Source organism: Ruegeria sp. CH2, assembly GCF_056537065.1.
This window is the reverse complement of record NZ_JBQFQV010000003.1, coordinates 11,915-37,871: the sequence shown is the minus strand read 5'-3', so window position 1 is coordinate 37,871 and position 25,957 is coordinate 11,915. Positions and strand designations below refer to the sequence as shown.

Below are 25,957 nucleotides of genomic sequence, written 5' to 3'. Positions count from 1 at the left end.
TTTAGAGATGGAGTGACTATGGGGCAGATGTTGCAATGTGTCTCGCCGATCGATGGATCGGTATTTGCCGAACGAGAAGTACTGTCTCGGGATGCTGCGTTTGAAATTGCTGACCGTGCGCGGGCGGCGCAGGCCGGATGGGCAGCGCGTCCGTTGCAGGAGCGGATTGATCTGGTGATGGCGGGCGTCGCGGCCATCGGCGCGATGAATGATGAGATTGTTCCGGAACTGGCCCATATGATGGGCCGCCCGGTGCGCTATGGCGGCGAGTTTGGGGGATTCAACGAACGCGCCAGCCATATGGCAAAGATCGCCGAGACGTCACTGGCAGATATTGCCGTGGGCGAGGATGAAACCTTCAAACGCTATATCAAGCGCATTCCGCATGGGGTGGTCTTTGTAGTTGCGCCCTGGAACTACCCCTACATGACGGCGATCAACACGGTGGCCCCCGCTTTGATCGCGGGCAACACCGTTGTTCTGAAACACGCGACCCAGACCTTGTTGGTTGGTGAGCGGATGGCGCAGGCGTTCCATTCGGCGGGTGTGCCTGAAGACGTGTTCCAGAACGTGTTCCTCAGCCACGACGTGACCAATGATCTGATCGCGGGCAACGCGTTCGACTTTGTGAACTTCACCGGTTCGGTTGGTGGCGGTCAGGCCATGGAGCGTGCGGCGGCGGGGACTTTTACGGGCGTCGGAACTGAACTGGGCGGCAAGGATCCGGGTTATGTTATGGACGACGCCGATCTGGACGCGGCGGTTGACACGCTGATCGACGGCGCAATGTTCAATTCAGGCCAATGCTGCTGTGGGATCGAGCGTATTTACGTTCACGAAAGCCTTTATGACGACTTTGTCGCCAAGGCCGTAGACATCGTGAAGGGATACAAGCTGGGCAATCCGCTGGACACCGAAACCACGATAGGCCCAATGGCAAATGTGCGTTTCGCTGACGAGGTGCGCGCACAAATTGCCGAAGCGGTTGAGGCCGGCGCGGTCGCACATATCGACCCCTTCCCCGAGGATGATGGCGGCGCGTATCTGACGCCGCAGATCCTGACCAATGTCACCCATGATATGCGGTTGATGCGGGACGAAAGCTTTGGCCCGGTGGTGGGCATCATGAAAGTGTCCTCGGATGCCGAGGCCATCGCGCTGATGAATGACAGCGAATTTGGCCTGACTGCCAGCCTTTGGACCCGCGATGTGGACCGAGCGGCGCGTGTGGGCGACCAGATCGAGACCGGCACCGTCTTCATGAACCGGGCCGACTATCTGGATCCTGGCCTGTGCTGGACCGGTTGCAAGAATACCGGACGCGGCGGTGGTCTTTCGGTCATCGGCTATCACAATCTCACCCGTCCAAAATCCTACCACCTGAAGAAGGTCACGGGCTAAGGACGACGGCCTGCTCGGGTCTGACCCCCTCGCCCGAGCAGGTCTCAAATCACAAAGGAAACCTGACATGTCACTTGTTGGAAACTGGTCCTATCCGACCGCAATCAAATTTGGTGCCGGGCGCATCAAGGAAATGCCCGCAGCCTGTGCCGCAGCCGGGATGAAGAAACCCCTGCTGGTCACGGACAAAGGGTTGGCCGATCTGCCGATCACATCGGCGACGCTGGATATCATGGAGGCGGCCGGTCTGGGCCGCGGTGTATTCAGTGATGTGGACCCAAACCCAAATGAGAAAAACCTCGACGCGGGCGTTGCGGCATACAAGGCCGGTGGGCACGATGGTGTGATTGCCTTTGGCGGCGGCTCGGGGCTGGATCTGGGCAAGATGGTCGCCTTCATGTGCGGCCAGACGCGCCCGGTATGGGACTTTGAGGATATCGGTGACTGGTGGACCCGCGCCGACGCGGATGCAATCGCGCCGATCATTGCGGTTCCAACGACTGCGGGGACCGGGTCCGAGGTTGGTCGTGCCAGTGTCATCACCAATTCCGAGACCCACGCCAAGAAGATCATCTTCCACCCCAAGGTCCTGCCAACGGTGGTGATCTGCGATCCTGAACTGACGGTTGGGATGCCCAAATTCATCACCGCAGGCACCGGCCTGGACGCCTTCGCGCATTGTGTCGAAGCCTATTCGAGCCCGCATTATCACCCGATGAGCCAGGGCATCGCACTGGAAGGCATGCGTTTGGTGAAAGACTATCTTCCGCGCGCCTACGCAGATGGCAGCGACATTGAGGCCCGCGCCCAGATGATGAGCGCGGCGGCCATGGGCGCGACCGCGTTCCAGAAGGGACTGGGTGCGATCCACGCCATGAGCCACCCGGTTGGCGCGCACTTTAACACCCATCACGGCACCACAAACGCGGTCTGTATGCCTGCCGTGCTGGACTTTAACGCCCCCGCCATCGCCGACCGGTTCCAGAACGCTGCCGCCTATCTGGGCATCAACGGAGGGTTCGATGGCTTCCGCGCCTTTGTGCAGGAATTCAACGACAGCCTTGGTATCCCGCGAAAGCTGGCAGACCTCGGCGTGACCGAAACCTCAGTCCCAACCCTCGTCGAAGGCGCAATCATCGACCCTTCATGCGGCGGGAACCCGATTGAGTTGACCAAAGAAAACCTGACACAGCTGTTCAAAGCAGCACTGTAAAAAAACAAGCGCCCGGCAAGGAACCTGCCGGGCGCTTTAAGAACTGTTCTACTGGTGCCGGATCAATGCCCGGTCAGTACCAGAGTGTTGACCGGCATCAGGATCAGGCGCAAACGCAAACCTGCCGCATGGACCACGCCAATTGTGTCAACCACATGCAGGAAAGCAGCTTGCCAAAAGCCCAAATCCTCGTGTTCCAGACGGTCATGGTTGTCGGTGTAGACATTGGCCAGACAGTTGCTGCCTGGAGGAATGTCATCGGCCATACCTTTATACAGCGGCTCCATAAAGACCAGAATTGATCCGGGATTAGTATTGTTCTGTACATCCCGCAATTCATCTGATGGACGGATCTGGCCGGACGGTATGACATCCTGCACCTCGACCACCACAGTGGGGATAACGGTGAAAGGCTTGGTCATGCAGCCCAACTCACCGATCATACCTGGCTTGATCACCTGAGCAGACAGTTGGTTGAAAGCCGCCTGAAAACGGTCATGTCCGGTATGCGATGGAACGAGGATGCCAGCAGGGCGCAACAAGGGGCTCACGTAATCACCGACTTGCAGGCTAAACTGCTCGACCCGTCCGGTAACACCGGCGACAATCAGTGTTTTGTCCAACTCGGTCTGCGCGGCGTCCAGCTGTGCAATGGCACTGGCCAGTTGCGCGGGGATCAGCTCCTCGATCTGCTGTTCAACTGCCGCACGTCTGGATTCGGCCGCAACAACCTGCGCCTCACGCTCGGCAACAAGGTTTTCCAACCGCTCAATCTCGGTCAGTCGGACAGCGCTTGAACCTTGGTCGCGCAGGGTCGTATTTCTTTCAAGATCGTCCAAGGACTGCGCCAAAGCCGCCTTGGCACCGGCAATACCGGCATCAGCCTCGGCCAGATCAGTTTCAGCCACGCGCAGCGAGGCCTGAACCTGTGCAATCTGTGCATTTGCCGCCTGAACCTGCGCTGCCTGGCTGAAATCTTCGATCCTGAAAATCGGCTGACCAGCGGTTACCAACTCGTTATTCTTGACGAATATTTCCGAAACGCGCCCGCCAAGTTGCGGCAGGATCGTCACGGTTCGAAAATAGGACGCTGCGGTTTTACTGGCTGGGTGAAAATAGAACAGCGTGGTGATTACCGTCAGCGCCAGAATGGCACAGGTCGTAAGGCCCCAGCGCAATTCGTACCACATGGTGAAAAGGGTGATCTCGTGACCGATACGTTTGCCCTGAACAAACCGGCGGAACAGATAATCGGGCAGCACCGTGATCAGGGCGCAAAGCAGAGTCTCAATCATGTGTTTTGCTCCTGCACGTCGGTGACTTCTGAAACGCCAGGGGTTGGAGCAGGTGCCTCGGGCACCGGTTCCGGAGCAATTGCACCTCCAAGAGAACGAATGGCATCGGCGATGTTTCTAAGTGGGGAGGCGAAATCCGGAAACTGGAATCCTGCGACCAGTACAGCGGCAATCCAGAATATCCCGTTATGTGTAAACAGGGCCAGCAGTGCCAGAATGCCCACCAACTGAAATTGCGGATGGTTGTTCTCGTGCGCCATTTTTTCCGGAACCGAATGAAGCGTCAGGTACCCAACACCGATCAGCACCACGAGAATGACAAAGAAGACGACCATAGCCGAAAAAAGGTAATCGCTTCCGTCAGCTGCGACGACGTATCGGGGAATGTGCCCAGTGGCCATTGGATGAAGATCTGCTGCGGTCACCTTGCCCTCCTGTTCGTTTTGATACTTCTTTGAACGGGTTGAAGCCCAAATTCAAGGCTGCATATATTTTGGAGATTCTTCGAAATGCCAAGTGCTTGACCCAGAGAGCTAAATGAAACCCAGAAAACTTGTGGCGAACCTGCTGCGGAAGGAACACAAATAATGATCGATTTCCTCGTCATCGGGGGCGGAATTGCCGGGTTGAGTGCGGGCGCGCGCTTGTCGGAACATGGAACCGTGATGGTTTTGGAGGCCGAAGACGCCTTGGGGTATCACGCGTCGGGTCGCTCGGCAGCCCTGTTTGAGCAAAGCTATGGTCCGCCATCCGTGGTGGCGCTGAACACGGCTGGGGCCGCGTTCCTGCACACACAGAACGGTGGGTACCTGACACGGCGCGGACTGATGTTGATCGGTTCGTTTGACCAAAGCGAGGTTTTCGAAGCCGACCGCAAGGATCTGAACATGGAAAGAATTCCCATCGATCAGGCGGTTTCGAGCGTTCCGATCCTGAACCCGGCCAAGGTGGGTTTCGCGGCTATCAGTGAAGCTGCGTTTGACATCGATACCGATCGCCTGTTGCAGGATTTCGCGCGGGCCATTCGCCAGAACGGAGGAACCGTTGCAACGAAAAGCAAAGTAACCGGTATTCGAAAAGAGCGGCATTGGCTGGTCGAGGCCGGGCAAATCTTCGAAGCCCGCAATTTGGTGAATGCGACCGGTGCATGGGTGGACGAGATCGCCATGCTTGCCAGGATACCACCTATCGGCATCACTCCTCGCCGCCGATCCATGGCGCGGCTGCCCGCCCCCGGAGGCCATGATGTATCCGGATGGCCCATGATGCTGGGCACGGGTGAAACATGGTACGCCAAACCGGACGCGGGCAAGCTGCTTGTTTCGCCTGCCGAAGCCGACCCGGTACCACCTCAGGACGCCTATGCCGACGATATGGTGCTGGCCGAAGGTCTGGCGCGCTATGAAGAATTGATGACCGAACCAGTAACACGCGTCGAAACAAACTGGGCAGGATTGCGCAGTTTCGCACCAGATGGAACCTTGGTGCTTGGGCCTGACCCGATTGATCCATCGTTCATCTGGTCTGCGGGTCAAGGCGGGTATGGTTTCCAAACAGCACCGGCAGCTTCGCAGTTGTTGTGTGATCTGGTGGTTGGAAACACGCCGGTGCTGGATCCAGACAGTGTTAAGTCGCTGACCCCAAACAGGTTGAACAGATGATAAAACGCAATCTACCGCCCTCTGCGAGTGTCGCCAACGCGGGTGAGGATGGAAAACTGGTGGCCCCGGCAGCGACGCGAAACTTGGATGCGCTTTGTGCGTTGCTACAAGACTGGGCACCGCGCCGCGGGCACGCGCTGGAGATTGCAAGCGGAACCGGTCAGCATGTCTGTGGATTTGCTGATTTGTTGCCCGATCTGACGTGGCATCCCACCGAACCTGACCCTGAGCGCCGCAATAGCATCGACGCCTATGCCAGCGCCTTACCCAACGTGGCAGGCGCCGAACATCTGGACGCAACGAATTCGGGCTGGCATACCCGCTTTCCTTCGCAGGACCTGATCGTCTTGATCAACCTGATACATTTGATCAGTTGGCAGGACACCAGAACCATTTTCGCCGAAATCGCTCAGTCCCTGACTGAAAATGGGAGGTTCGTTTTGTACGGCCCATTCAAACGCTCGGGCCAATTGACAAGCGACGGGGACAAAAGGTTTCACGAGGCTCTGATCGGGCAAGATCCAGACATTGGATACAAGAACGACGAAGATATGCTTGGCCTGTTTCAGGACGTAGGGTTGCGCGTGCTGAAAACCATCGACATGCCCGCAAATAACCTTGCATTTGTTTCCGAGCGCCCGGCCAACTGATCGAGATCAAAGTCAAATTACCACTGCCTGCACATATTCCCGTTATCTTATATGAAAAAGGCACTCAATATGGCTTGGCAAGAAAAGCTCTCGGCGACGCGCACCAGTTTGCGCAACCTCAACGGGGCCATTCCCGACACTTCGCGCGCATTCGGCGCGCTTGGGAAGGCTGTGAAGGAAGGCGGAACGCTCGACTATAAAACCAAGGAATTTATCGCGTTGGGCATGTCGGTGTCGCTCCGCTGCGAGCCCTGCATTACCCTGCACACCGATGCGCTGGTCAAAGCGGGCGCAACGCGCGAAGAGGTGTCCGACGTTTTGGGTATGGCTATTCAGATGGGTGGTGGACCAGCCATGATGTATGCTGCCAAGGCGTTGGAATGTTTCGACGAACTATCCGCGTAACCAACAGAAAAGGCCCCGGAAATTCCGGGGCCTTAGATTGATCAGCCGTCCTTGCGGATGGTTTCGTTTTTCGGATCATAGGGGCTGTCGCATGTCACGACAGCATCCCACAACTTGTCCTGCATCTTGACCTTCAGCTTGGTGCCTTCGACCGCCAGATCAGGCCTCACATAGCCCATGCCGATCGACTTCTCGAACGCGACAGAATAGCCGCCCGAGGTCAGTCGACCTACACGCTCGCCTTCCGGCGTATACAGCGCCTCGCGGCCCCACGGGTCAGCATCCGCTGGACCGTCGATCAGCAAGGTGCAGCACTTGACGCGCACACCGGTCTCTTCCAGCTTGGCCTTGCCGTGGAAGTCCTTGGACAGGTCGACAAAGCGCGGCAGGTCGGCTTCCAGCGGGGTCGCATCGCGGCCCAGTTCGGTGCCAAAGGCGCGATAGGATTTCTCCTGACGCAGCCAGTTCTGGGCACGGGCACCGACCAGTTTCATGCCGTGCTTTTCACCGGCTTTATCCAGCAAATCGAACAGGTAGTTCTGCATCTCGATCGGATGGTGCAGTTCCCAGCCCAGCTCACCGGTATAGGCCACGCGGATCGCGTTCACGGGGCACATGCCCAGTTCGATCTGACGGGCCGACAACCACGGGAAGCGCTTGTTGGACAGCGCGGTTTCCGGATCGGCGTCCTTGATGACTTCTTTCAGAACGTCACGCGACTTGGGTCCGGCGATGGCGAAAACGCCCCATTGCGTAGTCACGTCCTGGATTTCGATGTAACCGAACTCCTCCATCTTGTCCTCGGCCGCTTTACGCAGGTAGTCGGCGTCGTACTCGGTCCATGCACCGGCAGAGACGATGTAGTAGTTGTTCTCGCCATTGCGGACGATGGTGTATTCGGTGCGGGTGGTGCCATTCGAGGTCAGCGCGTAGGTCAGGTTGATACGACCGACCTTGGGCAGCTTGTTGCAGGTGAACCAATCCAGGAACTGCGTGGCACCGGGGCCTTTGACGACATGCTTGGTGAAGGCCGATGCGTCGATCAGGCCAACGCCTTCGCGGATCGCCTTGGCCTCTTCGACGGCATATTGCCACCAGCCGCCACGGCGGAACGAGCGTGCTTCCTTGTCGAAATTCTCGGGCGCGTCCAGCGGGCCGAAATAGTTCGGGCGTTCCCAGCCATTGACCCAGCCGAATTGAGCACCGCGGGCTTTCTGGCGATCATAGGCCGGAACGGTCCGTAGCGGACGGCAGGCTTCACGCTCTTCATCCGGGTGGTGCAGGATGTAGACATGCTCGTAGCATTCTTCATTCTTGCGTGCCGCGAACTCGGTGGTCATCCAGTTGCTGCTGTAACGTTTAGGGTCCAGCGATGCCATGTCGATCTCGGCTTCGCCATCGACCATCATCTGTGCCAGATAATAGCCGGTGCCACCCGCAGCGGTGATGCCAAAGCTGAAACCCTCGGCCAGCCACATGTTGCGCAAACCCGGAGCCGGACCAACCAGCGGGTTGCCATCCGGTGTATAGCAGATCGGGCCGTTGAAATCGTCCTTCAGGCCGGATTCGGCACAGGACGGCACGCGCTCGGCCATTGCCATATACTGCTCGGCGATCCGGTCCAGATCCAGCGGGAACAGGTCGGCGCGGAAGCTGTCCGGAACGCCGAATTCGAACTGCGCAGGGGCGCCGTGTTCGTAGATACCAAGAATCCAGCCACCGCGTTCTTCACGTGCATAGGATTCGTTGTCGGCATCGCGGACAACGGGGTGCTCTGGGTTGCCTGCTTCGCGCCATTTGACCAACTCGGGGTCTTTGTCCATGACGATAAAGGTGTGTTCGACCGGGATTGCAGGCATTTTGATGCCCAGCATCTTGGCAGTGCGCTGCGCGTGGTTGCCCGACGCGGTCACAACATGTTCGGCGGTGATTACGACCTGCTCGTCGGAAGGCACCAGGTTGCCGCCCTTTTCGACCATCTTGGTGCAGGTCACTTCCCAGTGCGTGCCGTTCCAATGGAAGGCGTCAGCCTGCATCTTGCGCACGATTTCGACGCCACGCTGACGGGCCCCCTTGGCCATCGCTTGGGTCACGTCGGCAGGGTTAATATAACCGTCCTCGGTGTGATAGATCGCGCCCTTCAGATCCGATGTCTCGATCAGCGGCCAGCGTTCCTTGATCTGGTCCGGGGTCAGCCATTCGTATTTCACATCACAGGTTTCGGCGGTCGAGGCATAGAGCATGTATTCGTCCATACGCTCTTGCGTCTGTGCCATGCGCAGGTTGCCCACAACCGCGAAGCCTGCATTCAGGCCGGTTTCTTCCTCAAGCGTCTTGTAGAAATCCACCGAATACTTGTGGATATGGGTCGTCGCATAGGACATGTTGAACAGCGGCAACAGGCCCGCGGCGTGCCAGGTGGACCCGGACGTCAGTTCGTCCCGTTCGATCAACATCACATCGTCCCAGCCCGCTTTGGCCAGATGATAGGCAATCGAGGTCCCGACGGCGCCGCCGCCTACGACCAATGCTTTGACTTGGGTTTTCATAACCGGGCGTCTCCCCTTGAAATCAGTTGACACCATATGGCGCACTTAAGGGGGAAAGCGCGACATTCATCCGACCAGTGATATGAAAAAAACGACCCGAATATCGAAAGCGGGTCGCAATTCATTCGTTGGACCGCTGCCCTCAACCACCGGAACGGCAACGTTTGCTTGTTCCGACCGAGACGCAAACTAATTTGCCACTCTCTTCCGAGGGATTCTTCACCGCCGGTTCCTGTGATGGCGAAGGCTGCGCCTCTGCCGTGAACCAGCCGTCAGAAAGACCGACACGCGAGGAGACCGAGGCAAGATATTCTTTCACGCCCAAACCACTTTCCGATGCTTTGGCTTGCTGAACATAGTCCAGCCCTACAACGGCCAACCCGCAGATGGCTACAAACCCCGCCAGATATTTTACGCTCATGTCGACCATCCTCTGTCATCAACCCTTTGAAACCATGACATGTGGACGTTTTGAGGGCGCAAATACGGACCAGGGGGTGAATATGGCTACGTGTCATCCGACAAGATCTTGCCGGGATTCATGATATTGTCTGGGTCCAGCGCGGCCTTGATCGCAGCCATGTATCGCGTGGCGGCGCCCAGTTCCCTGGTCAGATACGGTCTCTTTCCCTGCCCGATGCCATGTTCACCGGTACACGTGCCTTCCATGGATATCGCCATGTCGTTCAGCCAGCCGACAAACGCCTCGGTCTTGGCAACTTCTTCAACGTTTTCCATGTCGATCAGCAGCAGCGTATGGAAATTGCCGTCCCCCACATGGCCCACGATGGGCGCCAACAAGCCGAGGCCGGCAGCTTTTTTCTGCGTTTCGGTCACACATTCGGCCAGACGCGAGATCGGTACGCAGACATCGGTCGAGATGCCCCGCGCACCGGGGCGCAGTTGCAGACACGCCCAATACATATCGTGCCGTGCCTGCCAAAGTTTGTTCCGTTCTTCGGTGGTCGAAGTCGCTGCAAAATCCGTGCCGCCAAACTCTTCGGCGATCTGACCAAAGGTTTCAGCTTGCTCTGTGGCACCGCTTTCCGAGCCGTGAAACTCCAGCAACAACAACGGTGTATCCGGCAGACTCAGCCCGGAATAGGCGTTGGCGGCCTGAACCGACAACTCGTCCAGCAACTCGATCCGGGCAACCGGGATGCCATACTGAATCGTCATCATCACCGCACGGCACGCGGCATCGACAGTCGGAAAGGAACACCGGGCCGAACTGATCGCTTCGGGGATACCCTGCAACCGCAATGTCAGCTCGGTGATGATTCCCAGCGTGCCTTCCGCCCCGATCAGAAGACGGGCCAGATCATAGCCGGCCGAAGATTTCTTGGCCCGGTGCCCGGTACGGATGATCTGACCGTCTGGCATCACGGCTTCAAGGCTGAGAACGTTGTCCTTCATCGTCCCATAGCGCACCGCATTGGTGCCCGACGCGCGAGTGGCAGCCATTCCACCCAGCGACGCATTCGCCCCGGGATCAATCGGAAAGAACAGGCCCAGATCGCGCAGATGGGTATTCAACGCTTCGCGCGTGACACCGGGCTGCACGACACAATCCAGATCCTGGGCATGAACTGCAAGCACACTATCCATTTGTGTCAGATCGACCGAGACGCCCCCCGCCGGCGCATTTACATGCCCTTCCAGTGATGTTCCTGTTCCGAACGGGATCACTGGCACCCGGTGCGCCGCGCAGGTTTTGACGATGTCCGAAACATCCTGCGTCGAATGCGGGAAAACCACGGCATCGGGGCTTTGGTTTTCGATCCAGGTCGTGGTGTGCCCATGTTGTTCACGGACAGCGGCACCCGTTTGCAACCTGTCGCCAAAGCGCTGCTTGAGAATGCTTATGACGGTTTCAATACCAGCTTCATTCCTTGGCAATGCGGTTGCCTGCACCATTGTCATCCTCCCCTGCCCCAAAGCACTTCAGGCCTTTCAGCCTATGACTAAAAGGCCCGTTGAAAGCAGGCAATCCCCACTAATACCGAGGGTCTATTCGCCCAGCGCAATTCCTTCGCGGCGCGGGTCGGCACCACCGCTCAGCCCGTCACCGATTTCGATGGCGTGCAGCCCCGAAGTCAGGTCGCGTGCGTTGACTTCAAAACCCAACTGAGCAAGCGCGTCTGTAAATCCTTCCGCCGAAGTCGCTGCCTCGACATCATATGTTCCGAACCGGTTGACCAGATGAGGCAGGGAAATCGCCTGCTGCACGTCCATTCCCCAATCGGCCCAGGCGATGATGGACTTGGCGACATAGCCGATAATCCGGCTGCCGCCCGGAGACCCGATAGCCAGAACCGGCTCGCCATCCTGCAACACGATGGTCGGGCTCATGGATGAGCGCGGACGCTTGCCCGGCTCCAGCCGGTTGGCAATCGGCACGCCGTCGCTGTGTGTCTTGAACGAGAAATCAGTAAGCTCGTTGTTCAGCAGGAACCCGTTTGTCATCAGGCGCGACCCAAAACCATTCTCGATCGTCGTCGTCATCGACAACACATTGCCATAGCTGTCCACGATCGAGATATGCGAGGTTGACGGCAGTTCCAGCGACACGTCGTCCGCCCAAATCAAAGCATGGTCAAATTCCGGTTGGCCCGGTGCGACCTCGGACAAGGCCACTTCGCTTTCCAGCAACGCCGCCCGCTGGGACAAGTAACCCGGATCAACCAGCCCCTTGGTGGGCATGGGTATGAAATCGCTATCTGCCATGTACCGCCCACGGTCCGCAAAGGCGAGGCGCGAAGCATCGCCGATCAGGCGCCATGCCTCGGCACTTTCGGCGCCCATTGCTGCAAGATCATAGCTGTTCAACATCCCCAGAATCTGCCCGACGGTCAGGGCACCCGACGACGGCGGACCCATGCCGCAAACCTCGTAGGCGCGGTAATCGGCACAAACCGGTTCTCGTTCGATCACCTGGTAGAGCGCCAGATCCACCCCCGCAAGAACGCCGGGATTTCCGGGGGCGTTTCGGACTGTTCGCACGATATCCGCAGCGATCTCACCTCCGTAAAAACCGGCAGCGCCATCGCTGGCCAGCATGCGCAATGTTTCGGCATAATCCGGGTTCATCAACCGCTGTCCCTGCTGCAACGGCTGACCGTCAGGCAGGAAATATGCGGCTGTTTCGGGAAAGCGCGACAGGCGGTCAGCATCGTTTTCTACAAGGCTGGCCAGACGCGGGGAAACCAGAAACCCTTCATCCGCCAATCGGATTCCGTCGGCAAACAGTCCGGGCCAAGACGCGCGCCCCCATCTTCGATGCGCCTCTTCCAGCAGTGCAGGCGTACCCGGTGTACCCACCGACAATCCGCCCACCACCGCATCGAAGAATTTCAGCGGCTCGCCGTTTTCATCCTGAAACAGCGTCGGGGTAGCGGCAAGGGGGGCCGTTTCGCGCCCGTCCAGCGTTGTCATCTGCCCGCTGGCCGCGTCGTACCAAACCAGAAACGCACCCCCGCCCAGACCAGAAGATTGCGGCTCGACCAGCCCCAGCACGACCTGCACGGCAACCATCGCATCCGCGGCAGACCCGCCCGCGCGCAGCACTTTGGCCCCGGCCTCGACCGCCAGCGGATTGGCCGCAGCTATCATCCAGTTTTCGGATGTGACCGGGACTCCCTCAAGCTTGGCTTCGAGGGCCGCAATAACCTCGTCGGTCATCGCCTGAACCTGCCCTTCTGTCGCGGCTTCGGGTGCAACGGCATCGGCTGTTTCCTGCGCGAACCCCGGTGTCGAAATAGCAAGTGCGGTAGTAAGCAGCAGTGCTGAAACATGTCTCATCTGTTCTAACCCTCCAATACAATCTTTATTTTCAATCCTGTAAGGATTTTGCCCCCTCTGCAACGATCAGGCATGGCAGCGTGTTATCACAGCGAAGTTTCGCCATTTCCCCTACGGTTCGGTTTCTTCGGCGCGACGATCCTGATCATAGCGGGTTGTCTCGGCAAATTCGGGTAGCCACGCCTCGCGCCGTTTGGTCCAGCATTCATATGTCGGTATGAATTGGTCAGGCGCGTCAAGACAGCCCAGATGCACTTCGACTTCGGCACCGCTTCGGGCAAATACCGGAGATCCGCAATCAGGGCAAAAGTACCGGTCGGAATAACCTTTCACATTTCCGGTGATCTTAACCGCATCCGCCGGAAAAATAGCCACCGCATAAAACAACGCGCCGTGGTGTTTGCGGCAGTCCAGACAATGGCAAATCCCGACGCGAAGAGGACAACCCGAAGCCGTGACGCGCAGTTTTCCACAACGGCATCCCCCTTCAAACACGTCCATCCATGATCCTTTCCGACGCGTCAGAGCATCGCAGGCACAACCTGATCCGGTGGGCGGTGGCCATCTTCGAAGGTTTTGATGTTGATGATGACCTTTTCACCCATCTCAACCCGGCCCTCCAGCGTGGCCGACCCCATATGCGGCAGCAGAACCACGTTGGGCAACTGCCGCAAGCGCGGGTTCACACCGGTTCCCTGTTCGTAGACATCCAGCCCCGCGCCCGCAATTTCACCCGCGCGGATCATCCGGGTCAAAGCGTTCTCGTCAATAACCTCACCCCGCGAAGTATTCACGATCACCGCCGAGGGTTTCATCAGCTTTAGGCGGCGCGCGTTCATCAGGTGGAAGGTCGACGGCGTCGATGGGCAGTTGATTGATATCACGTCCATACGCGCCACCATCTGATCCAGGCTTTCCCAATAGGTCGCCTCTAGTTCTTGCTCAATCTCTGGGCGCAATCTGCGGCGGTTGTGATAATGGATCTGCATACCAAACGCCTTGGCGCGGCGGGCCACGGCCTGTCCGATCCGGCCCATGCCCAGAATACCCAAACGCCGCCCGCCAATGCGACCACCCAGAAACGCGGTGGGTGCCCACCCGGTCCAGTCGCCTTGCTGCATGACGCTCAACCCTTCGGGAATGCGCCGTGTCACAGCGAGAATCAGGGCCATGGTCATATCTGCCGTGTCGTCGGTCAGCACGCCGGGCGTGTTGGACACCAATATGCCGCGCTGCCGCGCCGTCGCCACATCGATATTGTCGACACCAGCCCCGTAATTGGCGATCAGCCGCAACTTTTCACCCGCCTGACCCAATAGCCCGCCATCAATGGTATCGGTCACCGTGGGCACCAGCACATCGGCATCCTGCACCGCTGCTACTAATTCCTCACGCGTCATTGGGGTGTCGTCGTCGCGCAGGCGCACGTTAAACAATTCGCTTAACCGGGTTTCTACTGCCTCAGGCAACCGTCGCGTAACAACAACACTTAAACGTTCTCTTGGCACCTCGGCTCTCCCACTGCTTTGCAAACGGACGCGCGCCATGGCATCGTGGCGCAGGATAAGGCGGGGCACAAGAACCCCAATGGCATTGAGTCGACCTTTTTTCAAAACCGGATCAACAGGCATAAGAGCGGGCAGTCAGTGAGTGGTATTCGACCGGTAAAACGCCGATTTCTGGCGGTAGTTTCCGCATTTCTGGTCATGTTCGGTGCCTACGCCGCACATGCCGAAGTCAAACGCGGATCGGTCACCAACCTGCCCCTGCCCCGATATGTGTCGATGAAGGCAGCCGAAGGGAACGTGCGGCGCGGACCATCCCTAACCCACCGAATCGATTGGGTATTCAAAAGGCGTGGCATGCCGCTGCAGGTCACTGCCGAATACGGCAACTGGCGCAAGGTCCAAGACCGCGACGGCGCGGGTGGCTGGGTTCACTATGCCTTGTTGTCTGGCGTCCGAACGGTGCTGATCGAATCCGAGATGCTGCCTGTTTATGCCCGCCCCGACCCGACCTCGCCCGTGAATGCCCATTTCGAGACCGGAGTGGTGGCGCGCCTTGGAGCCTGTTCGCTGGACTGGTGCAGGATCACCGCCGGCGGATACCGTGGCTGGACACTGAAATCGAACCTTTGGGGCGTCGATTCTTCCGAAATTCGGGAATAGGCGAAAGACAATTTCCGGTATCCGCGGTTGCGCATCGCCCCGAAAAAGCGCGACAAGCTGTTTGAGTTACCGGCCCAATCGCCGCTTAACTCGACCTAAACGGAGGACCCTATGCGCGCAGTCACCTATTCAGCCTTCGGAGACGCTGTCGATGTCTTGCGCATACAGGATATTCCCCCAGTTCCGCCTGGACCGGGTGAAGTCACGGTCGAGTTGTCTTATTCCGGCGTAAATCCCTCGGACGTCAAGGCCCGCGCGGGAACCCGACCGGGTGTCACAGAACCTCCGTTTCCGCTGATCGTTCCGCACAGCGACGGGGCTGGAGTCATCACAGCGGTTGGCGATGGCGTACCCGCGACGCGGATTGGTCAGCGCGTGTGGATTTGGAACGGGCAATGGCAACGCGCGTTCGGTACAGCTGCCAGCCACATCACCCTGCCTGAATCTCAGGCTGTAGAACTGCCCGAGACGGTGTCACTTGAAACCGGAGCGATTCTTGGAATTCCGGGCCTTACCGCAAGCCACGCAGTGTTCTCGGGCGGCACGCCGCGCGGGCAAACCATTTTGATCCATGGTGGGGCGGGTACTGTCGGGTATCTGGCTGTCCAGCTTGCCAAATGGGCCGGAGCCAAAGTGATCGCAACGGCCAGCACCCGCAGCTTTGACCGGGTCAAGGCAGCTGGTGCAGATGTCGTTCTCGACTACTCCGGTGAACACCTTTCGGATCAGATTCTCGACGCAAATGATGGACGTGCAATTGGTCGAATCGTCGATGTCGAATTTGGACAGAACCTTGACACCAACATTGCCGTCATCGCCGAAAACGGCCGTATCAACGCATATGGATCTGCCCGGAATATGACACCCGTCTTTCCCTTTGGACCCATGATGTTCAAGGCAGTGACACTCGAGGCGGTCCTGATCTACCTGCTGCCCGTAGACTTGCGCGCCGCCGCAATAAAGACACTCCACAAGGCACTGGCTGATGGCGCATTGATCTGCCCCGTACATAAGGTCTTTACACTGGAAGAATGCGCTGCCGCCCATGCGATGGTACAGGAAGGCAACCGTACCGGAGCGGTGTTGATCGACACCAAATGAGAGGCCCTCAAAAAAATTTTACGGCGCTCGTTTTTTTTGCAAAACGCTCTTGAACCCTGCCATCAACAATCGTAGATAGCCGCTCACCGTTGGGGTGTAGCCAAGTGGTAAGGCAGCGGTTTTTGGTACCGTGTATCGTAGGTTCGAATCCTACCACCCCAGCCATGATTTTCCCTAATATCACACACTATGAATCTAGGTCCGGATTTTGGCGCGTTCTCAGCGGCTTTTCTGATATCAGCGCCATGTTGAGACGCGCAGGTGCATGCTCTTGCGAGAAAATAGGAAAGACCCCGGAGTTTTTTCTTGCCGCAGGGTAAGTGTTAAGGTACCCGCGTTTTACCGGTCCCGATGTGGCTAAGAGGGAATCCGAGGTGCCTTTTGGTGCCAACCGGAACTGCCCCCGCAACTGTAGGCGGCGAGCGCTGTCCATTTCCGTCACTGGGCCATTTTGGTCTGGGAAGACAGGACAGACAAAGACCCGTCAGTCAGGAGACCTGCCGGTATGAAACCGAAACACACCGGGCGGGGTTGTCCGGGGAGGTTGCCGAAGAAACGCGCCGGGCGGTCTATTTTCTACCCTGCGCTCACGGCAGGCAGTAAAGCGTCTGTTGCTTCGGTAAATGCCCATTCACCCGTTCTCTGGTCATTGACACATGGAGATCGATTGTCATGTTTCTACGCACTGGCCTGATTGGCCTTTCCTTGCTGGCTACCAGCGCTGCCGCCGAAGGAAACTTTCCCCTAACTATCGAAAACTGCGGTCACTCGGTCACGTTTGACGCGCCAGTGACGTCGTCAGTCACGGTCGGCCAAGCCGCGACCGAGGTGCTTTATGCGCTGGGTCTGGGCGAGCAGGTTCTTGGAACCTCGGTCTGGTTCAACGAGGTGCTGCCTGAATATGCCGAGGTGAATGCCAAGGTAGAGCGTCTGGCAGACAATGATCCCAGCTTTGAAAGCGTTGTTGCCAAGCGGCCGGGACTGGTCGCAGCGCAATATGAGTGGCATGTCGGACCCGAGGGCATCGTCGCCACGCGTGAGCAATTTCACGAACTGGGCATTCCAACGTACGTAATGCCTGCAGATTGCATCGGCAAAGACAATACAGTCGGCGGCGATGGCACCCGCCTGCAAGCGTTCTCGACCGATACGCTGTATCAGGGTATCGAAGAACTGGCGGCAGCCTTTGATGTATCCGAACGCGGCACGGACTTGGTTGCCGAGTACAAGGCCCGCGAAGCCGCAGCCGTCGCCAAGGCGCAAACCGTGAAGCTGGACGATGTGTCAGCCGTATTCTGGTTTTCCTCTCCTGAAATGGAAAGCGACCCGTTTGTGGCCGGACAGAAAGGCGCACCGGGATACATGATGAGTAAATTGGGTATCCGCAACGTCGTCGAGACGGATGAAGAATGGCCAACAGTGGGCTGGGAAACCATTGCCAAGGCCAATCCGACGGTGATTGTTATCGCCAAGATGGACCGCCGTCGCTTTGCTGCGGACGACTACCTGAAAAAGCTGGAGTTCCTGCGCACTGATCCGGTGACCAGCCAGATGGATGCGGTCAAGAATGACCGGATCGTCATTATGGATGCGCAGGCCATGGACGCCACCATCCGCGCAATCCCGGCGCTGGAGGATCTGGCCGAGAAGCTGGATACCATCGGAAACAACCTGTGAACGAGGTCGCCGCAATCTTACGGCAGGGTTTCAAGGCTGCGTGCCTTACCGTGCCATTGTTGATTGCGGCGGTTCTTGCGGGCGCGATGATCGGGGAAACCTCTCTGTCGCCCGATTTGGTTCTCTCCGTTCTGGCCAACAAGCTGGCCGGAGCGGACTTTCCTGTCGACCCAATTGATCAGGGTATTATCTGGAGCTACCGGATTCCTCGCGCTCTGGTCGCTGCGTCCTGCGGTGCCGGTCTGGCTGTCGCAGGGGTCGTGTTGCAGGCTTTGCTGCGAAACCCGTTGGCCGACCCTTACATTTTGGGCATTTCTGCCGGGGCCTCGACGGGTGCCGTGGCTGTAACCATCGCTGGTTTGGGTGGGGGGGCTTTGTCGCTGTCTTTTGGCGCGTTCAATGGCGCGCTTTTGGCTTTTGGTTTTGTCGCGTTGCTGGCCCGAGCCGCTGGCGCAGGGGGCGGACGGGTTGCGACGGCACAGATCGTCCTGGCGGGAATTGCCGGGTCTCAGTTGTTCAATGCGCTGACGGCCTTCATCATCGCCAAATCCGCCAATGCCGATCAGGCGCGCGGGATCATGTTCTGGCTGATGGGAAACCTCAGCGGCGTGCGCTGGCCGGATGTGTATCTGGCCATTCCGGTGGCCCTTGTCGGTTGGCTCATTTGCCGCTTTCACGCCAGAGCACTGGACGCCTTTATTTTCGGCTCTGATTCAGCGGCCTCGCTGGGCATATCGGTACGTCGGGTGCAGGCAACCCTGATCTTTGCGACCGCGCTCACGACAGCTGTCATGGTTTCTATCGTCGGATCCATTGGCTTTGTCGGGCTGGTCATCCCTCATGCTGCCCGGTTCCTTGTGGGACCGGGGCATCGCAGGCTTATCCCAACCTCCGCCTTGATCGGAGCGGTCTTCCTGATCGGCGCAGATATCGTGTCGCGCATCATCATCCCGGGTCAGGTTCTGCCGATTGGGGTGGTCACCGCTCTGATCGGTGCGCCTGCCTTTGCCGTAATTTTGGTGCGCGGCCAGAGGAGCGCCCGATGAAGATCGAGGCGCAAAACCTGACATATTCCGTTCGCGGCAAGACTTTGCTGTCAGACGTATCCTTTGTCGTGGAGCCCGGCGAAACACTTGCTTTGGTCGGACCTAACGGTTCAGGGAAATCAACGCTGATGCGCCTGCTGGCGGGGTTGGTACGTCCGGTTTCAGGAAAAGTCGTCATAGCGGGTCATCCCGTTTCGCATTTGTCGCGCAGACAAATTGCCCAACGGATTGCCATCGTTGAACAACAGGCTGATACGGCCGAACGCGTGACTGCACGATCCGTGGTCGAACTGGGCCGCACGCCCTGGCTGTCGGCCTTACGGCCGTGGCGCGCCGAGGACACCTGGCAAGTCGACAAAGCCCTGCAAACCGTGGAAATGGCCGATATGGCACACAGAGAATGGGCGACATTGTCGGGAGGAGAGCGCCAGCGACTGCACATCGCACGCGCTTTGGCTCAGCAACCGGGACTCTTGCTTTTGGACGAACCGACCAACCATCTGGACATTCATCACCAACTGTCGATCCTGAACTGTGTTCGAATTCTAAAAGTGACGACAGTGATGGCGCTGCACGATCTGAATCAGGCGATGGCCTGTGACCGGGTGGCTGTTTTGTCAAAAGGGCGGCTGGTCTCTCTTGGCCCGCCCGAACATGCCCTGTCTTTGGAAACCGTTTCAGAAGTTTTCGGTGTCAAAGCACAGTGGGGGTATAGTACCGGCGGGACAGAACGGTTTCTGTCCTATCATCTGGACTGACGGCTTCCGATCGCTTCTGGTCGTACTGGATATCAGTGTCGTCAGCGCAGCATGCCAGATACGTACAATCTACGGCCTCAAAGCCATATTCCAACGGCGCGCAATCTTGACCTGGGTTTCCTCACAACCCGTCAAGTTGCCCGTCGAATGCTGTCTTGATTCTGACCTGGATTGGATTCGTTCGTTTTTTGCCTTCAAAGATGATCGGCAGGCGCGTTGTCCGAGCGTGGGTCGACCAAACCTCAGTGATATGTTCACTACTTGTTTTGAACCGTGAAACAGATTCCTTTTAGAAACCTCTGAGGCCTGACACAAATCACGACACGCCATCAGGTTGAACAGATTGCGGCGACCGCATGTCGATATTGCAGATTACCCACAATCAAAGCCTCAATCTGAGCCTTAAATTAACGGTAGATTAACGAAACAGGGCACAACAAATCTCTGGATGACAAGTTCTTGATATACTTATGCCTATATCGAGATTTATTGGTGGGTAATCCTGCCGGTCTGTTGACTAGTCCAGTTTTTAACGAGGGGGTATCCCGGCAGGATCAGGGGGTGCCAGATCAGGCCAGTTCGAGGCCAACAGATCGCGGCACCCCCGCCGGTAAGCGCGAACCAGCAACCCATCTTTTTCAGTTGATCTTGTTGCGTTGCGCGTGCGGCGTGATGCCGAAACTGGATCTGTACACCCTAGAGAAATGACCCGGATTTTCGAAGCCGCAGGCCACGGCGACTTCGGTGACCGACGCCTCGGTTTGCAAAAGCAGCTTCCGGGCCCGTTCCAGCCGCATTTCCATAAAGTACCTTTTAGGGGAAGTGTTTAAGTATTTGCCAAACAACCGTTCAAGTTGACGGGTGGAAATACCCAATTTGTCTGCAATGAAGGATGGGGAAACTGGGGTTTCCAGGCTGTCCTGCATAATGTCTATCGCCTTTGCCAGATGGGCATTGCGCATTCCATTGCGCGATTGCAGCGAAACGCGCTGCTTGGCGGTCGCATTACGCACCGTGTTATAGACCATTTGATCCGCAACATCGGTGGCCAGCTCTTCGCCATGGTCGCGTTCAATCAGATGCAGCATCAGGTCTGCGGTCGCGGTCCCACCTGATGCGGTAATGTGTTTTTCGTCGGCGACAAAGACGCTGCGCACCAGATTGATATCCGGAAAGGCTTCCATGAACGCGTCGTGGTATTCCCAATGGATCGCCGCCTGCATACCATTGAGGAACCCGGCCTCGGCCAGCAGCCACGCGCCGGAACACAATGCCCCGATCCGCGTTCCACGCGCTCGTTCGCGCCGCAGTGTGGCCAGAAGGGAACGGGTCACGTGGTCACGCATGTGAATGCCCGACAAAACAAAGAGCTGATCGCACTTGGACAGTTCCTCAAGTCCGGAATGCACGAGGGTGACGGACCCATTGGAAGACACGGCCTGCTCGCCCTGTTCGGATACAAATGACCAGCGATACAGCTCTTCGCCACTTACAAGGTTGGCGATTCTCAGCGGCTCGACCGCACAGGAAAAGGCGAGGTGCGAAAACTCCTCGACCAGAATGAAGGCGAAGTGCTGCGTCTGAGGCATGAGCAGGACCATTTCCAAACTGGGCCGACGCCCGAACGTGAGTCTATTTTGCAGACACCCATGCTGCACGAGATTTTTTTGTATACAAGTTGTATTTTTTAGAAATACAAAACTGTGACCTCCGCGATTCGAACGCAGCGGCCACAGGACATAGTGAGGCCAAAGGATGAAAGACGAAGCCAAGTCGCGCAAAAATGCGCTCAGAGAACACCTGAAGATGTCCATCCTGACGCTGCGCCTTCGTCCAGGTGACGATCTGGATGAGGCGCATTTGTCCGATGAATTCGGCCTGTCGCGCACGCCTCTGCGCGAAGTGTTTCGTCAACTGGCTGGCGAAGGCTATCTGGATCTACGGAAAAACCGCAGCGCCCGTGTTTCGGAAATGTCCTACACCACGCTGCGAGATTTCTTCCTTGCCGCGCCGATGGTTTACGGGGCCATCCTGCGTCTGGCGGCAGTGAACGCGACTAACGCGCAAATCGAAGAACTGAAAGCGGCTCAGCAAGCATTCAAAGCTGCCCTTCGTTCAGGGTCGGCCGAAGATCGTGCACTTGCCAACAACCGTTTTCATGACGTGACCGGAGAGATGTCCGGCAATGTCTACCTGCTGCCGTCATTCAACCGGCTGCTGATCGATCATGCACGGATTGGCATGACGTTCTACCGGCCACAGACAGTTGAAATGTCCGAAAACCTGTCGCTGGCCAGCCAACAGCATGACGCGATCATCGCAGCCATCGAGGCACGCGATGAAGCCGCGGCGGCGAAACTGGCCGAGGATCACTGGAACCTGTCCCGGGATCAGATCGGGATGTTCGTGATGCCTGACGCGCTGGATGTGCCGATGGGTATCCCACCATTTTCGAAACCCGCATGAGGACGGAATGAACCCGATTTTCAAGTTTGAAGGGATATATACCCCTGTGGTCACCCCCTATCACGACGATGGAAGCGTGAACTGGGACGCCCTGTCCGACGTGATCGAATACCTGATCGAAAATGGTGTGCACGGCCTGATTTCCGGCGGATCCACGGGTGAGAATTATTCCCAGACCGTGGCGGAGCGGCTGGAACTGGCCAAATTCACGCATCAGCGCCTGAAAGGGCGGTTGCCCTTGGTGGTTGGCACGGGCGCGATGCTGACTTCGGACTCGATTGCGTTGGCCGCGGGCGCGCGCGACATCGGCGCGGACGCCATCCTGTTGGCCAGCCCGCCCTATTCGGTACCGACGGATCGCGAAAACGCGCTGAACGCGCTGGCCATCGACAAGGCCGCCGACCTGCCGGTGATGCTTTACAACTATCCGCACCGTACCGGCACAATGATGGGGGAAGAGTTCCTTGACCGCGTAGGTCGGAGCCGAAATTTCTGCGGCATCAAGGAAAGCTCGGGCGATATCAACCGGGTGCATCTGTTGGCGCGGGATTATCCGCATATCCAGCTGGGCTGTGGCATGGACGATCAGGCACTGGAGTTTTTCGCCTGGGGCGCACCATTCTGGGTCTGCGGCGGTTCGAACTTCCTGCCAGCAGAACATGTGGCATTGTATCAGGCCTGCGTGATCGAAGGCAACTTTGCCAAAGGGCGCCGGATCATGTCTGCGATGATGCCGCTGATGCGGGTGCTGGAACAGGGTGGCAAGTTCATCCAGACCATCAAGCATGGCGTCACCATGAACGGGATCGACGCGGGTATCATGCGGCCTCCACTGAAGGGCCTGAACAAAGATGACAAGCGCGCGCTGGAACAGGTGACGCGCGTGCTGAGGAAGACAATCGCTGACATCGTGGCTGAGGGGTGACAAACATGGATCTGCTGACACAGGACGAATACAAATCCATCGCCGCAGGTCTGAACCTGCCGACAGGCGCCTTTATCGACGGCGCATTCCGTCCGTCGTTCTCGGGCCAGACCTTTGCGACAGAGAACCCTGCAACCGGTGAAAAGCTGACCGATATCGCATCCTGCGATGGGGCGGATGTGGATTTTGCGGTCGCGAAAGCTCGTGAGGCGTTTGACGATGGCCGCTGGAGCAAGCTGCATCCGTCTGATCGCAAGGATATATTGATCAGGTTGTGCAAGCTGATAACCCGCAACGCCCGTGAACTGGCCGTGATGGAGAGCATCGACAGCGGCAAGACCATCTTTGACTGCGAAACTGTTGATGTGCCCGAGACGATCCACTGCCTGAAGTGGCACGCCGAGGCTATTGACAAAATTTACGATCAGGTTTCGCCGGCCAGCGACGATCACATCGCTATGGTGGTGCGCGAGCCAATCGGCGTCGTCGGTCTGGTGCTGCCGTGGAACTTTCCGCTGCTGATGCTGGCATGGAAGATAGGGCCAGCACTGGCGGCAGGCTGTTCTGTTGTTGTGAAACCGGCGATTGAAACCACTTTGACGGCCCTGCGCCTTGCTGAATTGGCGATGGAGGCAGGTTTGCCACGCGGAGTATTGAACATCGTTCCCGGTGGCGGGGCCGAGGTGGGCGAACCCATTGGGCGGCACATGGATATCGACATGGTATCCTTCACAGGCTCAACCGTGACCGGCAAACGCTTTCTGACCTATTCGGCGGAAAGCAACGCCAAAGAGGTGGTCTTGGAGATGGGCGGCAAGAACCCAGCCATCGTGATGGACGATGCCGAAAACCTGGACAGGGTGGCGGCGCATATCGTCAATGGCGCATTCTGGAACATGGGTGAAAACTGCTCGGCCTCGTCACGCCTGATCGTGCATAAGAAAGTGAAGGCCGAGCTGCTGGAGCGCATCGCGCATCACGCCAAACAATGGAACACCGGCGACCCGCTCGACCCCGAAACCCGCATGGGCGCACTGGTGAGCGAAGACCACTACACCAAGGTTTGTGGCTATCTGGATCAGGCCGAGAACGTGGTGATCGGTGGCAAGGCAGACAACGGGTTTGTCGAGGCCACCGTGGTCGAAGTGCCCGGCAACGACGCTGCATTGGCGCGCGAGGAAATCTTTGGCCCTGTCTTGTCGGTAATTGAAGTCTCGGGCTTCGATGAAGCGATCCAGATCGCGAACGACACCGACTATGGCTTATGTGCCTCGATCTTCACGGCCAATGTCAAACGCGCCATTCGAGGTGCGCGGATGATCCGCGCAGGCACCGTGACAGTGAACAGCTTCGGCGAAGGTGACATCACGACACCCTTCGGTGGTTACAAGCAATCGGGCTTTGGGGGTCGTGATAACTCGATACACGCGCATGATCAGTACACCCAGTTGAAAACCATCTGGATCGATCTGGCCGATGACGCGGATGAGGCTGTCGGTTGAGCCGACATGACGCCAAAAGGCTACCCCGGCAGACAGGTCCGTCGGGATGGAACGCGATTCTGCCGCCCCAAACACCTCTGGCGGTGCTGGAACGGAACCTTACCGCGGATATCACAATAGTTGGCGGCGGGTTTGCCGGGCTCAGCGCGGCACGGCGGCTGCATCAATTGGATCCTTCCCTGAAAATCGTTCTGCTGGAAGCCGGCCGCTTCGCGGACAGCTCGGCAGGCCGAAATTCCGGGTTTATGATCGACCTGCCCCATGACTTGGCCTCGGACAACTACGCAGGCAAGGGATCAGAGGCAGATCGCGCCACCATTGCGCTGAACCGCAAGGCCATTGCCTTTGCGACCGAAGTGGCCTCCGATTGCGGGCTGCCACAGGAAATGTTCGACCCTTGCGGCAAATACAATGCCGCCGCCACCAAAGCGGGCGACGCGCAAAACCGCGCCTTTGCCGCGCACCTGACCAAACTGGGCGAGCCGCATAAGCTTTTAGATCAGCAGCAGATGCAAGAGGTCACGGGCAGCCCGCACTATACCTCGGGACTTTATGCGCCGGGGACAGTGATGATTCAGCCTGCGGCTTATGTGCGTGCGCTATCCGCCCGTCTGGCCGGGCAGATCGAAGTGTTCGAGCATTCACCCGTCACCGGTTTGGAACAACAAGGCGCAGGCTGGGTGGTCAGCACCAACAAGGCCAAGGTGAGCACCGGGCGGATAATTCTGGCCAATAACGGCCACCTGGAGAGCTTTGGGTTCTACCAGCGGCAATTGATGCACATTTGCCTTTACGCCTCGCTCACAGCCCCGCTGAACGAGGCGCAGATCAAGACACTAGGCGGGAAGTCGCGCTGGTCGGTGACGCCAGCGAACCCGATGGGGACGTCAGTACGGCGCATTTCCGGCAGCTATGGGGATCGCATCCTGATCCGCACCTGCTCCAGCTTTCATCCAACAATCGAGACCAGTCCAATGCGACTGCGCAATGCAGGCTGGGTGCATGACCGAAAGTTTAGGGAACGCTTCCCGCATCTGCCGGATGTGCAGATGGAACATCGCTGGGCCGGGATGCTTTGCCTCAGCCGCAATGGATCGGCTGCGTTCGGCGAGCTTGAGGACGGTGTCTACTCAGCCTGTTGTCAGAACGGTCTGGGCATTGCACGGGGAACACTGCAAGGCATGGGCATCGCTGAACTGTTGTTGGACCAGCAGTCTGACATCGCCGATCATTTTCTGGCGCAACCGGACTTGCCGCGTTTGCCACCCGAGCCGTTCGCCTCGTTTGGAGTAAACAGCTATCTGATCTGGAAAGAATGGCGGTCAGGCAAGGAATGAGG

22 protein-coding genes, 1 tRNA gene, 1 pseudogene and 1 riboswitch are annotated in these 25,957 nt (G+C 57.9%); of the genes and pseudogenes, 15 read left to right on the top strand and 9 right to left on the bottom strand.

Annotation, left to right across the window (positions count from 1 at the left end; translation table 11 throughout):
- Positions 1–18: 18 nt before the first annotated feature.
- Both ACR0M9_RS06390 and ACR0M9_RS06385 read left to right on the top strand, forming a co-directional pair.
- The gene (locus ACR0M9_RS06390) at positions 19–1,401 is read left to right on the top strand and encodes an aldehyde dehydrogenase family protein (protein ID WP_480773133.1); all 1,383 of its coding nucleotides are present in this window, start codon (positions 19–21) and stop codon (positions 1,399–1,401) included.
- Positions 1,402–1,468: 67 nt separating this feature from the next.
- Positions 1,469–2,614: an iron-containing alcohol dehydrogenase gene (locus ACR0M9_RS06385; protein ID WP_480773132.1), complete on the top strand. Its 1,146-nt coding sequence runs from the start codon at positions 1,469–1,471 to the stop codon at positions 2,612–2,614.
- A 62-nt stretch (positions 2,615–2,676) separates the two neighbouring features.
- Here the strand turns inward: ACR0M9_RS06385 and ACR0M9_RS06380 are convergent, their stop codons facing one another.
- Both ACR0M9_RS06380 and ACR0M9_RS06375 read right to left on the bottom strand, forming a co-directional pair.
- A complete protein-coding gene (locus ACR0M9_RS06380) occupies positions 2,677–3,909 on the bottom strand; it encodes an HlyD family secretion protein (RefSeq protein ID WP_480506169.1) in 1,233 nt (410 codons plus the stop codon).
- The gene (locus ACR0M9_RS06375; protein WP_480773258.1) at positions 3,906–4,310 is read right to left on the bottom strand and encodes a hypothetical protein; all 405 of its coding nucleotides are present in this window, start codon (positions 4,308–4,310) and stop codon (positions 3,906–3,908) included. The genes ACR0M9_RS06380 and ACR0M9_RS06375 overlap by 4 nt, the downstream gene beginning before the upstream one ends.
- Positions 4,311–4,496: 186 nt before the next feature.
- Between ACR0M9_RS06375 and ACR0M9_RS06370 the strand changes: the two genes are divergently transcribed.
- The 3 genes from ACR0M9_RS06370 (at position 4,497) to ACR0M9_RS06360 (ending at position 6,625) form a co-directional block, all read left to right on the top strand.
- A complete protein-coding gene (locus ACR0M9_RS06370) occupies positions 4,497–5,570 on the top strand; it encodes an NAD(P)/FAD-dependent oxidoreductase (protein ID WP_480773131.1) in 1,074 nt (357 codons plus the stop codon).
- A complete protein-coding gene (locus ACR0M9_RS06365; protein WP_480773130.1) occupies positions 5,567–6,220 on the top strand; it encodes a DUF938 domain-containing protein in 654 nt (217 codons plus the stop codon). The genes ACR0M9_RS06370 and ACR0M9_RS06365 overlap by 4 nt, the downstream gene beginning before the upstream one ends.
- Before the next feature lie 69 nt (positions 6,221–6,289).
- Complete coding sequence (locus ACR0M9_RS06360) at positions 6,290–6,625, top strand: carboxymuconolactone decarboxylase family protein (RefSeq protein ID WP_209504659.1); 336 nt, start codon at positions 6,290–6,292, stop codon at positions 6,623–6,625.
- A gap of 41 nt (positions 6,626–6,666) precedes the next feature.
- Here the strand turns inward: ACR0M9_RS06360 and ACR0M9_RS06355 are convergent, their stop codons facing one another.
- From ACR0M9_RS06355 to ACR0M9_RS06330, 6 genes are all read right to left on the bottom strand, one after another.
- Entirely contained in the window at positions 6,667–9,174 is a 2,508-nt protein-coding gene (locus ACR0M9_RS06355; protein WP_480773129.1) for a GcvT family protein, read from the bottom strand.
- Positions 9,175–9,316: 142 nt separating this feature from the next.
- A complete protein-coding gene (locus ACR0M9_RS06350) occupies positions 9,317–9,595 on the bottom strand; it encodes a hypothetical protein (RefSeq protein WP_480482071.1) in 279 nt (92 codons plus the stop codon).
- Between the two features lie 86 nt (positions 9,596–9,681).
- Entirely contained in the window at positions 9,682–11,091 is a 1,410-nt protein-coding gene (locus ACR0M9_RS06345; RefSeq protein ID WP_480773128.1) for an FAD-binding oxidoreductase, read from the bottom strand.
- 93 nt (positions 11,092–11,184) lie between these two features.
- The gene (gene ggt, locus ACR0M9_RS06340; RefSeq protein WP_480773127.1) at positions 11,185–12,975 is read right to left on the bottom strand and encodes a gamma-glutamyltransferase; all 1,791 of its coding nucleotides are present in this window, start codon (positions 12,973–12,975) and stop codon (positions 11,185–11,187) included.
- 111 nt (positions 12,976–13,086) lie between these two features.
- Positions 13,087–13,476 (bottom strand): GFA family protein, encoded by a 390-nt coding sequence (locus tag ACR0M9_RS06335; protein ID WP_480773126.1) that lies wholly within the window; start codon positions 13,474–13,476, stop codon positions 13,087–13,089.
- 20 nt (positions 13,477–13,496) lie between these two features.
- On the bottom strand, positions 13,497–14,483 hold the full coding sequence (locus tag ACR0M9_RS06330) for a 2-hydroxyacid dehydrogenase (protein WP_480773257.1): 987 nt from the start codon (positions 14,481–14,483) through the stop codon (positions 13,497–13,499).
- A 198-nt stretch (positions 14,484–14,681) separates the two neighbouring features.
- On the opposite strand from ACR0M9_RS06330, the gene ACR0M9_RS06325 reads away from it, so the two are divergent.
- From ACR0M9_RS06325 to ACR0M9_RS06300, 6 genes and pseudogenes are all read left to right on the top strand, one after another.
- Positions 14,682–15,143, top strand: a complete 462-nt coding sequence (locus ACR0M9_RS06325; protein ID WP_480486491.1) for an SH3 domain-containing protein — start codon at positions 14,682–14,684, stop codon at positions 15,141–15,143.
- 111 nt (positions 15,144–15,254) lie between these two features.
- Positions 15,255–16,244: an NADPH:quinone reductase gene (locus ACR0M9_RS06320; RefSeq protein ID WP_480773125.1), complete on the top strand. Its 990-nt coding sequence runs from the start codon at positions 15,255–15,257 to the stop codon at positions 16,242–16,244.
- Positions 16,245–16,334: 90 nt separating this feature from the next.
- A tRNA-Gln gene (locus ACR0M9_RS06315) sits at positions 16,335–16,409 on the top strand.
- A gap of 161 nt (positions 16,410–16,570) precedes the next feature.
- Positions 16,571–16,763: riboswitch (cobalamin riboswitch) on the top strand.
- 153 nt (positions 16,764–16,916) lie between these two features.
- Positions 16,917–17,921: an ABC transporter substrate-binding protein gene (locus ACR0M9_RS06310; protein ID WP_480773124.1), complete on the top strand. Its 1,005-nt coding sequence runs from the start codon at positions 16,917–16,919 to the stop codon at positions 17,919–17,921.
- 14 nt (positions 17,922–17,935) lie between these two features.
- Positions 17,936–18,967, top strand: a complete 1,032-nt coding sequence (locus ACR0M9_RS06305) for a FecCD family ABC transporter permease (protein WP_480538224.1) — start codon at positions 17,936–17,938, stop codon at positions 18,965–18,967.
- A pseudogene (locus ACR0M9_RS06300) lies at positions 18,964–19,473 on the top strand (ABC transporter ATP-binding protein); the annotation flags it as partial. The gene ACR0M9_RS06305 and the pseudogene ACR0M9_RS06300, both read left to right, overlap by 4 nt.
- Before the next feature lie 890 nt (positions 19,474–20,363).
- Here the strand turns inward: ACR0M9_RS06300 and ACR0M9_RS06295 are convergent.
- Entirely contained in the window at positions 20,364–21,314 is a 951-nt protein-coding gene (locus ACR0M9_RS06295) for a GlxA family transcriptional regulator (protein ID WP_267365279.1), read from the bottom strand.
- A gap of 166 nt (positions 21,315–21,480) precedes the next feature.
- On the opposite strand from ACR0M9_RS06295, the gene ACR0M9_RS06290 reads away from it, so the two are divergent.
- The 4 genes from ACR0M9_RS06290 to ACR0M9_RS06275 are packed head-to-tail and all read left to right on the top strand — an operon-like array spanning position 21,481 to position 25,955.
- A complete protein-coding gene (locus tag ACR0M9_RS06290) occupies positions 21,481–22,191 on the top strand; it encodes a GntR family transcriptional regulator (RefSeq protein WP_480557693.1) in 711 nt (236 codons plus the stop codon).
- 7 nt (positions 22,192–22,198) lie between these two features.
- Positions 22,199–23,116 (top strand): dihydrodipicolinate synthase family protein, encoded by a 918-nt coding sequence (locus ACR0M9_RS06285; RefSeq protein ID WP_480773123.1) that lies wholly within the window; start codon positions 22,199–22,201, stop codon positions 23,114–23,116.
- A 5-nt stretch (positions 23,117–23,121) separates the two neighbouring features.
- Entirely contained in the window at positions 23,122–24,618 is a 1,497-nt protein-coding gene (locus ACR0M9_RS06280) for an aldehyde dehydrogenase (RefSeq protein ID WP_480773122.1), read from the top strand.
- Positions 24,615–25,955: an NAD(P)/FAD-dependent oxidoreductase gene (locus ACR0M9_RS06275; RefSeq protein ID WP_480773121.1), complete on the top strand. Its 1,341-nt coding sequence runs from the start codon at positions 24,615–24,617 to the stop codon at positions 25,953–25,955. Before ACR0M9_RS06280 ends, ACR0M9_RS06275 begins: the two co-directional genes overlap by 4 nt.
- Positions 25,956–25,957: the final 2 nt, after the last annotated feature.